Origin of the sequence: Aeromonas sp. QDB56, from assembly GCF_027705505.1 — a bacterium.
GTDB lineage: Bacteria > Pseudomonadota > Gammaproteobacteria > Enterobacterales > Aeromonadaceae > Aeromonas > Aeromonas caviae.
Window position 1 is genome coordinate 1 of the sequence record NZ_JAPDBZ010000123.1, and the last position, 12426, is coordinate 12426.

The window sequence follows — 12426 nt, forward strand, 5'->3', positions numbered from 1 at the left end:
GCCCCGATCGCGATGGACGACGGCCTGCGTTTCGCCATCCGTGAAGGTGGCCGTACCGTAGGTGCTGGTGTTGTAGCCAAAGTTATCGCTTAATCTTGGCTTACATAAATAAAGCAAAGCCCCTATAATAGGGGCTTTCTTATGCAGGGGCGTAGTTCGAATTGGTAGAACAGCGGTCTCCAAAACCGATGGTTGCGGGTTCGAGTCCTGCCGCCCCTGCCATATACCTCGGCTCGTACGGGGCTTTTGTGTCTTTGGTTACGTCAGATACAGGTGGGTTGTATGAGTGTTAGTTCTGAGGGTCAGGGCGGAAGCAAGGATACCCTGCTTTGGGGCCTGGTTTTCATCATCCTGGCGGCCGCTGTAGTGGGCAATTACCTGCTGAGCGACGTTATTGCTGCCGTCCGCGCCCTGGGTGTGGTCGTTGTCATCGCTGCTGCCGGTGCAGTGGCCCTGCAAACCACCAAGGGCAAGGCAACACTGGCGTTTGCCCGTGAGTCTCGCCTGGAAGTCCGCAAGGTCGTATGGCCGACCCGTCAGGAAGCCATTCAGACAACCCTGATTGTGCTGGCGGTGACTGCCGTGATGGGGCTGCTGCTGTTCGTGTTGGACGGCGCCTTGGTCTGGTTGGTCAACCTGATTACCGGTGTGTAAGGATAAGCCATGACTGAACAACGTGAACAGCGTATGAGATGGTATGTCGTGCAGGCATTTTCCGGCTACGAAGGCCGTGTTGCCAAATCCCTGCGTGAACATATCAAGATGCATGGCATGGAAGAGCTGTTTGGTGAAGTGCTGGTCCCGACCGAAGAAGTGGTCGAGATGCGTGCTGGCCAGAAGCGCAAGAGTGAGCGCAAATTTTTCCCGGGATACGTCCTGGTCCAGATGGTGATGGATGAAACCACATGGCACCTGGTACGCAATGTACCACGTGTAATGGGTTTCATCGGCGGTACCTCCGATCGCCCTGCTCCTATCTCCGATAAGGAAGCGGATGCCATCCTCAATCGTCTGCAAGATGCCCACGACAAGCCGCGTCCGAAAACCCTGTTTGAACCGGGTGAGATGGTCCGGGTTGCCGATGGTCCGTTCGCCGACTTCAACGGTACCGTTGAAGAGGTGGACTACGAAAAGAGCCGCGTGAAGGTCTCCGTACTGATCTTCGGCCGCTCAACGCCGGTAGAACTGGATTTTGGTCAGGTCGAAAAAGGCTGATTAATCTGTGTACGTTTAACGGTTGTCAGGGGCAGCGATTATCTCTATAATTCGCTGCCCCTTTATTTGTTGGGGAGCCGTTTGCAGGAGCATGTCTCCGAGGCGTTAGAACCCATTTTTGAGGTATTTTTGTAATGGCTAAGAAAGTCACAGCTTATATCAAGCTGCAAGTTAAGGCTGGCAGTGCTAACCCCAGCCCTCCCGTTGGTCCCGCTCTGGGTCAGCACGGCGTGAACATCATGGAATTCTGTAAGGCGTTCAACGCCCGTACAGAAAAGCTGGAAAAAGGTTCTCCGACTCCGGTCGTGATCACCGTTTACAGCGACCGTTCCTTCACCTTCGAAACCAAGACTCCGCCCGCTTCCTTCCTGCTGAAGAAAGCCGCTGGTATCCAGTCTGGTTCTGCCAAGCCGAACAAAGACAAGGTTGGTAAGGTGACTGTGGCTCAGCTGCAAGAAATCGCCAAGACCAAAGAGCCGGATATGACTGGTGCCGATCTGGATGCAAAAGTACGTTGCATCGCCGGTTCCGCTCGTTCCATGGGCCTGGTAGTGGAGGAGTAAGACAATGGCTAAACTGTCCAAGCGTATGCGCGTTATTCGCGAAAAAGTTGACGGTACCAAAGAGTACTCCATCAACGAAGCCATTGCCCTGCTGAAAGAACTGGCTACTGCCAAGTTCGTTGAAAGCGTTGACGTTGCCGTTAACCTGGGTATCGATGCTCGTAAATCCGATCAGAACGTACGTGGTGCAACTGTACTGCCGCACGGTACCGGTCGTGACATCCGTGTCGCCGTGTTCACCCAGGGTGCCAACGCCGAAGCCGCCAAGGCTGCCGGTGCTGAACTGGTTGGTATGGACGACCTGGCCGAGCTGGTCAAGAAAGGCGAGATGAACTTCGACGTCGTCATCGCATCCCCGGATGCCATGCGTGTTGTTGGTCAACTGGGTCAAATCCTGGGCCCGCGCGGTCTGATGCCGAACCCGAAAGTGGGTACCGTCACTCCGAACGTAGCCGAAGCCGTCAAGAACGCCAAGGCTGGTCAGGTTCGTTACCGTAACGACAAGAACGGTATCATTCACACCACCCTGGGCAAAGTTTCCTTCAACGAAGCTCAGTTGAAAGAGAACCTGGAAGCGCTGCTGGTTGCCTTGAAGAAGGCCAAGCCGTCCTCCGCCAAGGGTGTATTCATCAAGAAAGTCAGCATCTCCACCACCATGGGTGCCGGTGTTGCCGTAGACCAAGCTTCTCTGGAAGCTCAGGCCTAATTGATGGGTTTTACAAGGCGCAAAATTTAATCTATAATTTTGCGCCTTGATTGGTTGGGGGTTTCGACCTCCGTCCAAGACCGCAGGAGGCTGCAAAGCCTTAATGTTTCCTGCGTAGACGGTGCCGGAAACCCAGCGAGAAAGATTCTTTCTCTTCTGGAATCCTGCTACCGCATCGTTCCCCTCTGTTGTAAAGGTAGGGGGGATGTGTCAGTACTGGGTCAATAGACCCGGATTCAATCCAGGAGTTAAGCCAATGGCATTGGGACTCGAAGACAAAAAGGCAATTGTTGCTGAAGTCAACGAAGCTGCCAAAGGCGCTCTTTCTGCAGTTGTAGCCGATTCTCGCGGCGTCACTGTAGACAAGATGACCGTCCTGCGTAAGACCGCTCGTGAAGCTGGTGTGTACATGCGCGTTGTGCGTAACACCCTGCTGCGTCGCGCGGTAGAAGGTACCGAATACGAGTGCCTGAACGACGCATTTACCGGTCCTACCTTGATTGCTTTCTCTAACGAACACCCGGGCGCTGCCGCTCGTCTGTTCAAAGAGTTTGCCAAAGCGAACCAAAAGTTCGAAATCAAGGCTGGCGCTTTTAACGGTGAGTTTATCGCCGCAGCACAAATTGATCGTCTGGCCACGCTGCCGACTTACGAAGAAGCAATTGCGAAGTTGATGGCTACCATGAAGGAAGCCTCTGCTGGCAAGCTGGTTCGTACTATCGCTGCTGTTCGCGACCAGAAACAAGCTGCTGCTTGATTCTCGCCTATCTAGGCTGTTTGAGTTTATTCAACATCAGGAATTTTTGTCATGTCTATCACTAAAGACCAAATCATCGAAGCCGTTGCTTCCATGTCCGTAATGGAAGTTGTTGAGCTGATCGAAGCTATGGAAGAGAAGTTCGGTGTTTCTGCCGCTGCTGCCGTCATGGCCGGCCCGGCTGCTGCTGAAGCAGTAGAAGAGAAGACCGAGTTCGACGTAGTTCTGACTGCTGCTGGCGCCAACAAAGTTGCCGTCATCAAGGCCGTTCGTGGCGCTACCGGTCTGGGCCTGAAAGAAGCCAAGGACCTGGTAGAAGCTGCTCCGACCAATCTGAAAGAAGCCGTGTCCAAGGACGAAGCTGAAGCTCTGAAGAAAGAGCTGGAAGCTGCCGGTGCTTCTGTTGAGATCAAATAATCTGCATTTATGTAGATTAGCCTGATAAAACAGGCTAAGGCTGGTGAATCTTTATTCACCAGCCTTTTTGCGCTGTAGACTGAGAGTATTTCACACCGTTCACGACTCTCGGTGCACCAGCAATCCGGACCGCCTCATCGTCCGGGCCAACACAAAACGGTGTTGAGACAGAGCTGTCCCGTGGGGACAGAGTGGGTCACTTATCAGCGAGCTGAGGAACCCTATGGTTTACTCTTATACCGAAAAAAAACGCATACGTAAGGACTTCGGTAAGCGAGACCAGGTACTGGACACGCCTTATCTGTTGTCCATTCAGCTGGACTCCTTCAAGCAGTTCATCGAGGCTGACCCGGAAGGTGAGTACGGCCTAGAAGCCGCCTTCCGTAGCGTTTTCCCGATCACCAGTTACTCCGGTAGTGCTGAGCTTCAGTATGTCAGCTATCGCCTGGGTGAGCCGGTATTTGACGTAAAAGAATGCCAGATCCGTGGAGTGACCTACTCCGCGCCGCTGCGTGTCAAGCTTCGTATGGTTCTGTACGACCGTGAAGCAGCTGCCGGCACCGTCAAAGACATCAAGGAACAAGAAGTTTACATGGGCGAAATTCCGCTCATGACCGAAAACGGCACCTTTGTCATCAATGGTACCGAGCGGGTCATCGTCTCCCAGCTGCACCGCAGCCCGGGCGTCTTCTTCGACCACGATAAAGGCAAAACACATTCATCCGGTAAGGTGCTTTATAACGCTCGCGTTATCCCCTACCGTGGCTCCTGGCTGGACTTCGAGTTCGATGCGAAAGACAACCTGTTTGTCCGTATCGACCGTCGTCGTAAACTGCCAGCCTCCATTATTCTGCGCGCCCTGGACTTCAGCTCCGAAGAAATCCTGGCCACCTTCTTCGAGACCATCGGTTTCGAAGTGAAAGATGGCAAGTTGATGATGGATCTGGTGCCCGAGCGCCTGCGTGGCGAGACCGCGACATTCGACATCATTGCCAATGGCGCCGTGGTGGTCGAGACCGGTCGTCGTGTCACTGCCCGTCACATCCGTCAGCTGGAAAAAGACGGCATCACTCAGATCGAGGTGCCGGTAGAGTATGTTGTTGGCAAAGTTGCAGCCAAGAACTATGCACATCCGCAGACTGGTGAAATGGTCGTGACTGCCAACCAGGCCCTGAGCCTGGAAGCAGTTGCCAACCTGTCCCAAGCCGGCTTCAAGCACTTCGAGGTTCTGTTCACCAACGAACTGGACCACGGTGCCTACATGTCCGAGACCCTGCGTATCGACTCCAGCTCCAGCCGCCTGGAAGCTCTGGTCGAGATCTATCGCATGATGCGTCCGGGCGAGCCGCCCACTCGCGAAGCGGCCGAACAGCTGTTCGAGAACCTGTTCTTCTCGTCCGAGCGTTACGACCTGTCTACCGTAGGTCGGATGAAGTTCAACCGCCGTCTGGGTCGTGAAGACGAGACTGGCGTTGGCGTGCTGACCAAGGACGATATCGTCGAGGTCATGAAGCGCCTGATCGACATCCGTAACGGTAACGACGAAGTGGACGATATCGACCACCTGGGTAACCGTCGTATTCGTTCCGTCGGTGAAATGGCCGAGAACCAGTTCCGTGTCGGTCTGGTCCGTGTCGAGCGTGCGGTGAAGGAGCGCCTGTCTCTGGGCGATCTGGACACCTTGATGCCGCAGGATCTGATCAACGCCAAGCCGATCTCCGCCGCGGTCAAAGAGTTCTTTGGTTCCAGCCAGCTGTCCCAGTTCATGGACCAGAACAACCCGCTGTCCGAAGTGACCCACAAGCGCCGTATCTCCGCGCTGGGCCCGGGCGGTTTGACCCGTGAGCGTGCCGGTTTCGAAGTTCGAGACGTACACCCGACCCACTACGGTCGTCTGTGTCCCATCGAAACGCCGGAAGGTCCGAACATCGGTCTGATCAACTCGCTGTCCGTGTATTCCCGCACCAACGAGTACGGTTTCCTCGAGACCCCGTACCGCAAGGTGATCGACGGTGTGATCACCGACGAAGTGGATTACCTGTCTGCGATTGAAGAAGGCAAGTACGTGATCGCACAGGCCAACGCCGCGACCACCGAAGATGGCCGTCTGAAAGATGAATTGATCCCGTGCCGTCACAAAGGTGAATCCACCTTTATGAACGCCGACCAGATCCAGTACATGGACGTGAGCCCGCAACAGATCGTCTCTGTGGCAGCGGCCCTGATCCCGTTCCTGGAACACGATGACGCGAACCGCGCATTGATGGGTTCAAACATGCAACGTCAGGCTGTACCGACCCTGCGCGCTGACAAGCCGCTGGTTGGTACCGGTATGGAACGCGCAGTGGCCGTTGACTCCGGTGTGACCGTAGTGGCCAAGCGTGGCGGCATGATCGACTATGTCGATGCCTCCCGTATCGTTATCAAGGTCAACGAAGATGAGCTGCTGCCTGGCGAAGCCGGCATCGACATCTACAGCCTGACCAAATACACCCGTTCCAACCAGAACACCTGTATCAACCAGCGTCCGTGCGTGATGTTGGGTGAGCCGGTGATGGCGGGTGACGTGCTGGCTGACGGCCCGTCCACCGATCTTGGTGAACTGGCGCTGGGTCAGAACCTGCGCGTCGCGTTCATGCCGTGGAACGGTTACAACTTCGAAGACTCGATCCTGGTGAACGAGCGTGTTGTTCAGGAAGATCGCCTGACCACCATTCACATCCAGGAACTGGCCTGTATCTCCCGTGACACCAAGCTGGGTCCGGAAGAGATCACTGCTGACATCCCGAACGTGGGTGAAGCCGCACTGTCCAAGCTGGACGAGTCCGGTATCGTCTACGTGGGTGCCGAAGTGAAGGGCGGCGATATCCTGGTCGGCAAGGTAACGCCGAAAGGTGAAACCCAGCTGACTCCGGAAGAGAAGCTGCTGCGCGCCATCTTCGGTGAGAAGGCGTCCGACGTGAAGGACTCTTCCCTGCGTGTACCAAACGGTGTGTACGGTACCGTGGTTGACGTGCAGGTCTTTACCCGCGATGGCGTGGAAAAAGACAAGCGCGCCAAAGAAATCGAAGAGATGCAGCTGAAGGAAGCGAAGAAGGACTTGACCGAAGAGTTCAAGATCCTGGAAGACGGCATTTTCGGCCGTTCCCGCAACCTGCTGCTGGCCGCCGGTTACAGCGAAGATCGTCTGAACAAGCTCGATCGTTCCAAGTGGTTTGAGCTGGCCATCGAAGATGAAGCCAAGCAAATCGAGCTGGAGCAGATCGCTGAACAGCACGTTGAGCTGAAGGCCGAGTTCGACAAGAAATTCGAGAACAAGCGTCGCAAGATCATCCAGGGCGATGACCTGGCGCCGGGCGTACTGAAGATCGTCAAGGTCTATCTGGCCGTCAAGCGTCGCATCCAGCCGGGTGACAAGATGGCGGGCCGTCACGGTAACAAGGGTGTTATTTCCAAGATCTGTCCGGTCGAGGATATGCCCCATGACGAGTACGGCCGTCCGGTCGACATCGTACTGAACCCGCTGGGTGTACCGTCTCGTATGAACATCGGTCAGATCCTCGAAGTGCACCTGGGCCTCGCGGCCAAGGGCATCGGCGAGAAGATCGACCGCATGATCAAAGAACAGCGCGAGCTGCACGAGATGCGCGAGTTCCTGCAACAGGTCTATGACCTGGGCGAGAAGGACTCCCAGCAAGTGAACATTGCTGAACTGTCTGACGACGACGTGCGTACCCTGGTGGGTAACCTGCGTAAAGGTCTGCCGGTGGCTACACCTGTCTTTGATGGTGCCAAAGAGCGCGAAATCAAAGCCTTGCTGAAGCTGGCCGATCTGCCGGAATCCGGTCAGATCTCCCTGTTCGACGGTCGTACCGGTAACGCCTTCGAGCGCAAGGTCACCGTGGGTTACATGTACATGCTGAAGCTGAACCACCTGGTAGACGACAAGATGCACGCGCGTTCTACCGGTTCCTACAGCTTGGTTACCCAGCAGCCGCTGGGTGGTAAGGCGCAGTTCGGTGGTCAGCGGTTCGGTGAGATGGAAGTGTGGGCCCTGGAGGCTTACGGTGCGGCATATACCCTGCAGGAAATGCTGACCGTCAAGTCTGACGATGTGAACGGCCGTACCAAGATGTACAAGAACATCGTGGATGGCGACCACCGTATGGAGCCGGGCATGCCCGAATCCTTCAACGTATTGCTGAAGGAAATCCGCTCTCTGGGTATCAACATCGAGCTGGACGAAGAGTAAGAGCTCGCTCTTATTGTTCGAGAATTGACGTGGGCGCCCCGCTGTTTCGGCAGCCGGGGCGCCGAGGTTAGACTCCTGACAGGGGAAACACGTGAAAGACTTACTCAAGTTTTTGAAGGCTCAGACCAAGACCGAAGAGTTTGACAGTATCAAGATCGGTCTGGCCTCTCCTGACATGATCCGCTCCTGGTCATTCGGTGAGGTCAAAAAGCCTGAGACCATCAACTACCGGACTTTCAAGCCGGAGCGTGATGGTCTGTTCTGCGCCCGTATCTTCGGACCGGTGAAGGACTACGAGTGTCTGTGCGGCAAGTACAAGCGCCTGAAACACCGTGGTGTGATCTGCGAGAAGTGCGGTGTAGAAGTGACCCAGACCAAGGTCCGTCGTGAGCGCATGGGCCACATCGAGCTGGCCAGCCCGACTGCCCACATCTGGTTCCTAAAGTCCCTGCCGTCCCGTATCGGTCTGCTGCTGGACATGACCCTGCGTGACATCGAGCGCGTGCTGTATTTCGAATCCTATGTAGTGATCGAACCCGGCATGACCAACCTCGAGCGCAGCCAGATGCTCTCCGAAGAGAACTATCTGGACGCACTGGAAGAGTGGGGCGACGAATTCGACGCCAAGATGGGTGCCGAGGCCATTCTGGCTCTGCTGCGCGCCATCGATCTGGAAGGCGAAGTCAAAGCCATGCGTGAGGAGCTGGATCAGACCAACTCCGAGACCAAGCGCAAGAAGACCACCAAGCGTCTGAAGCTGATGGAAGCCTTCCTGCAATCCGGCAACAAGCCGGAGTGGATGATCATGACAGTGCTGCCCGTGCTGCCGCCGGACCTGCGTCCGCTGGTACCGCTGGACGGCGGTCGTTTCGCGACCTCCGATCTGAACGATCTGTACCGTCGCGTGATCAACCGTAACAACCGCTTGAAGCGCCTGCTGGACCTGGCTGCGCCGGACATCATCGTGCGCAACGAAAAGCGCATGCTGCAAGAGTCCGTGGATGCCCTGCTGGACAACGGCCGTCGTGGTCGTGCCATCACCGGTTCCAACAAGCGCCCGCTGAAATCCCTGGCCGACATGATCAAGGGTAAGCAAGGTCGTTTCCGTCAGAACCTGCTGGGTAAGCGTGTCGACTACTCCGGTCGTTCCGTTATCACCGTAGGTCCGACCCTGCGTCTGCATCAGTGCGGTCTGCCGAAGAAGATGGCACTTGAGCTGTTCAAGCCCTTCATCTACGGCAAGCTGGAATCCCGCGGTCTGGCGACCACCATCAAGGCCGCCAAGAAGATGGTGGAGCGCGAAGAAGCCGTCGTTTGGGACATCCTGGACGAAGTGATCCGCGAACACCCGGTTCTGCTGAACCGTGCACCGACCCTGCACCGTCTGGGTATCCAAGCGTTTGAACCGACCCTGATCGAAGGCAAGGCCATCCAGCTGCACCCGCTCGTCTGTGCCGCCTATAACGCGGACTTCGACGGTGACCAGATGGCGGTCCACGTACCGCTGACCCTGGAAGCCCAGCTGGAAGCGCGCGCCCTGATGATGTCCACCAACAACATCCTGTCGCCTGCCTCCGGTGAGCCGATCATCGTTCCTTCCCAGGACGTGGTCTTGGGTCTGTATTACATGACCCGTGCCCGTATCAACGCCAAGGGCGAAGGTATGGTGCTGTCCGGCCCGAAAGAGGCCGAGAAGGTGTACCGTGCCGGTCTGGCCGACCTGCATGCTCGCGTCAAGTGCCGCATCACCGAGTACGTGAAGAACGAAGCCGGTGAGCTGGTTGCCAAGACCGAGATGAAGAACACCACCGTTGGTCGTGCGATCCTGAGCCTGATCCTGCCCAAAGGCATGGAATACGCGCTGATCGACGAGCCCAAGGTACTGACTGCTGCAGAGCAGGCTGACCTGGACGCCAACCCACAGAACTGGATCAAGTGCGTCTCCAACAAGGCGCTGGGCAAAAAGCTCATCTCCCGTCTGCTGAACACCTGCTATCGCAAGCAGGGCCTGAAGGATACCGTCATCTTCGCTGACCAGCTGATGTATACCGGTTTCCACTACGCGGCCCTGTCCGGTGCCTCTGTTGGTATCGATGACATGGTCATCCCGGATGCCAAGAAAGACATCATCGCTGCTGCAGAAGCCGAAGTTGCCGAGATCCAGGACCAGTTCCTGTCCGGTCTGGTGACCGCGGGCGAACGTTACAACAAGGTTATCGATATCTGGGCCAGCGCGAACGATCGCGTCTCCAAGGCCATGATGGACAACCTTTCCAAGGAGCGTAACGTCAACTCCCTGGGCGATGAGGAAGAGCAAGCCTCCTTCAACAGCATCTTCATGATGGCCGACTCTGGTGCGCGGGGCTCCGCCGCCCAGATCCGTCAGCTGGCCGGTATGCGTGGCCTGATGGCGAAGCCGGATGGCTCCATCATCGAAACGCCGATCGTGGCGAACTTCCGTGAAGGTCTGAACGTACTGCAGTACTTCATCTCCACTCACGGTGCTCGTAAAGGTCTGGCGGATACCGCACTGAAGACAGCGAACTCCGGTTACCTGACCCGTCGTCTGGTTGACGTGGCCCAGGACATGGTGATCACCGAGGACGATTGCGGCACTACCGACGGTCTGTGGATGACTCCGCTGATCGAGGGTGGCGACGTGGTCGAGCCGCTGCGTGAGCGCGTGTTGGGTCGTGTGGTGGCCGAAGACGTGATCAAGCCGGGTACCGAGGATGAAGTGCTGGTAGCGCGCAACACCCTGCTCGACGAGCAGCTGTGTGACCTGCTGGAGCGCAACTCCGTCGACCGCGTGAAGGTACGTTCTGCCATCACCTGTGAGACCGACTTCGGTAACTGTGCTCACTGCTACGGCCGTGATCTGGCCCGTGGTCACCTGGTTAACAAGGGTGAGGCTGTCGGTGTTATCGCCGCTCAGTCCATCGGTGAACCGGGTACCCAGCTGACGATGCGTACCTTCCACATCGGTGGTGCCGCATCCCGAGCGGCTGCCGAGAGCAGCATCCAGGTGAAGAACACCGGTAGCATCAAGTTGCAGAACGCCAAGTTCGTTCTGAACAACTCTGACAAGCTGGTTATCACCTCCCGTTCTACCGAGCTGACCATCATGGACGAGATGGGCCGTACCAAGGAAAGCCACAAGCTGCCTTACGGTTCCGTGCTGGAAGTGAAGGATGGCGAAGCGGTGAACGCCGGTGATACCGTCGCGAACTGGGACCCGCACACCCACCCGATCATCACCGAAGTAGCGGGTCGCCTGCACTTCGAACACATGATCGACGGTGTGACCATCACTCGTCAGACCGACGAGCTGACCGGTCTCTCTTCCATCGTCGTGCTGGATGTCAACGAGCGTCCGAGCGCCGGTAAAGAGATGCGTCCGACCGTGAAACTGGTCGATCTGAACGGCAAGGATGTGATGATCCCGGGCACCGACGTTCCCGCCCAGTACTTCCTGCCGGGCAAGGCGATCGTGAACCTGGAAGATGGTGCTAACGTGGGCGTGGGTGACGCGGTTGCGCGTATCCCGCAAGAGTCCAGCGGTACCAAGGACATCACCGGTGGTCTGCCGCGCGTTGCGGATCTGTTCGAAGCACGTCAGCCGAAAGAGCCGGCCATCCTGGCCGAGATCTCCGGTACCATCTCCTTCGGGAAAGAGACCAAGGGCAAACGCCGTCTGGTCATCACCCCGACCGATGGTGGCGAGATCTACGAAGAGATGATTCCGAAATGGCGTCACCTCAACGTGTTCGAAGGTGAAAAAGTTGAGAAGGGTGAAGTGCTGGCGGACGGTCCCGAGTCTGCTCATGACATCCTGCGTCTGCGCGGTATCAGCCCGGTCGCCAACTACATCGCCAACGAAGTGCAGGACGTTTACCGTCTGCAAGGCGTTAAGATCAACGACAAGCACATCGAAGTCATCGTGCGTCAGATGCTTCGCAAGTGCGAGATCCTGAGCGCTGGTGACACCGACCTGATCGAAGGTGAGCAGGTTGAAGTGGCCCGTGTGAAGATCGCCAACCGTAAACTGGTTGCCGAAGGGAAGACCCCGGCTACCTACCGTCATATCCTGATGGGTATTACCAAGGCATCTCTGAGCACCGAGTCCTTCATCTCCGCGGCTTCCTTCCAGGAGACCACCCGCGTGCTGACCGAAGCAGCCGTTGGTGGCAAGCGTGATGAACTGCGCGGCCTGAAAGAGAACGTGATCGTGGGTCGTCTGATCCCGGCTGGTACCGGCTTTGCCTACCACCACAGCCGCATCAACCAGCGTGCCGCCGCAGCCCGTGCTGTCGGTGTGCCGCAGGTGACTGCCGATGAAGCTCAGCAAAACCTGGCGGATCTGCTCAACGCAGCCGGCAGTTTTGACGAAGAGTAATCTTCCGCTGCAGTGATCGAAAAGGGCTCCTTCTAGGGGCCCTTTTTTTATGGTTCATCGCGGCTTTCCGGGGAAGGCCGCCTTGATTTTCAGAAAAAAGTATTCTGAGTCCCTAAATCC

General features: G+C 56.7%; 9 protein-coding genes and 1 tRNA gene. All 10 read left to right on the forward strand.

Annotated elements, in window-relative coordinates; all coding sequences use genetic code 11:
* On the forward strand, positions 1–93 hold a 93-nt coding region (locus OKB81_RS15995), incomplete at its 5' end, for a hypothetical protein (RefSeq protein WP_131867864.1).
* Between the two features lie 52 nt (positions 94–145).
* A tRNA-Trp gene (locus OKB81_RS16000) sits at positions 146–222 on the forward strand.
* A gap of 60 nt (positions 223–282) precedes the next feature.
* Positions 283–654, forward strand: coding sequence for a preprotein translocase subunit SecE (gene secE / locus OKB81_RS16005; RefSeq protein WP_010675960.1), 372 nt, complete (start codon positions 283–285; stop codon positions 652–654).
* 9 nt (positions 655–663) lie between these two features.
* A complete protein-coding gene (nusG, locus tag OKB81_RS16010) occupies positions 664–1215 on the forward strand; it encodes a transcription termination/antitermination protein NusG (protein ID WP_010675959.1) in 552 nt (183 codons plus the stop codon).
* Positions 1216–1349: 134 nt separating this feature from the next.
* A complete protein-coding gene (gene rplK / locus OKB81_RS16015; RefSeq protein WP_005306313.1) occupies positions 1350–1778 on the forward strand; it encodes a 50S ribosomal protein L11 in 429 nt (142 codons plus the stop codon).
* 4 nt (positions 1779–1782) lie between these two features.
* A complete protein-coding gene (rplA, locus tag OKB81_RS16020) occupies positions 1783–2484 on the forward strand; it encodes a 50S ribosomal protein L1 (protein WP_160839010.1) in 702 nt (233 codons plus the stop codon).
* A 256-nt stretch (positions 2485–2740) separates the two neighbouring features.
* On the forward strand, positions 2741–3241 hold the full coding sequence (rplJ, locus tag OKB81_RS16025; RefSeq protein WP_005339895.1) for a 50S ribosomal protein L10: 501 nt from the start codon (positions 2741–2743) through the stop codon (positions 3239–3241).
* A gap of 51 nt (positions 3242–3292) precedes the next feature.
* Positions 3293–3658 carry a 50S ribosomal protein L7/L12 gene (gene rplL, locus OKB81_RS16030; RefSeq protein WP_010675957.1) on the forward strand — a complete coding sequence of 122 codons (366 nt, stop codon included), beginning with the start codon at positions 3293–3295 and terminating at the stop codon, positions 3656–3658.
* Positions 3659–3881: 223 nt separating this feature from the next.
* On the forward strand, positions 3882–7910 hold the full coding sequence (rpoB, locus tag OKB81_RS16035; RefSeq protein WP_010675956.1) for a DNA-directed RNA polymerase subunit beta: 4029 nt from the start codon (positions 3882–3884) through the stop codon (positions 7908–7910).
* Between the two features lie 91 nt (positions 7911–8001).
* The gene (gene rpoC, locus OKB81_RS16040) at positions 8002–12306 is read left to right on the forward strand and encodes a DNA-directed RNA polymerase subunit beta' (RefSeq protein ID WP_010675955.1); all 4305 of its coding nucleotides are present in this window, start codon (positions 8002–8004) and stop codon (positions 12304–12306) included.
* Positions 12307–12426 lie beyond the last annotated feature (120 nt).

Bases quoted from the DNA above. Each gene is read 5' to 3' on its own strand.
- secE (WP_010675960.1), top strand. From the start codon at position 283: ATGAGTGTTAGTTCTGAGGGTCAGGGCGGAAGCAAGGATACCCTGCTT.
- nusG (WP_010675959.1), top strand. From the start codon at position 664: ATGACTGAACAACGTGAACAGCGTATGAGATGGTATGTCGTGCAGGCA.
- rplK (WP_005306313.1), top strand. From the start codon at position 1,350: ATGGCTAAGAAAGTCACAGCTTATATCAAGCTGCAAGTTAAGGCTGGC.
- rplA (WP_160839010.1), top strand. From the start codon at position 1,783: ATGGCTAAACTGTCCAAGCGTATGCGCGTTATTCGCGAAAAAGTTGAC.
- rplJ (WP_005339895.1), top strand. From the start codon at position 2,741: ATGGCATTGGGACTCGAAGACAAAAAGGCAATTGTTGCTGAAGTCAAC.
- rplL (WP_010675957.1), top strand. From the start codon at position 3,293: ATGTCTATCACTAAAGACCAAATCATCGAAGCCGTTGCTTCCATGTCC.
- rpoB (WP_010675956.1), top strand. From the start codon at position 3,882: ATGGTTTACTCTTATACCGAAAAAAAACGCATACGTAAGGACTTCGGT.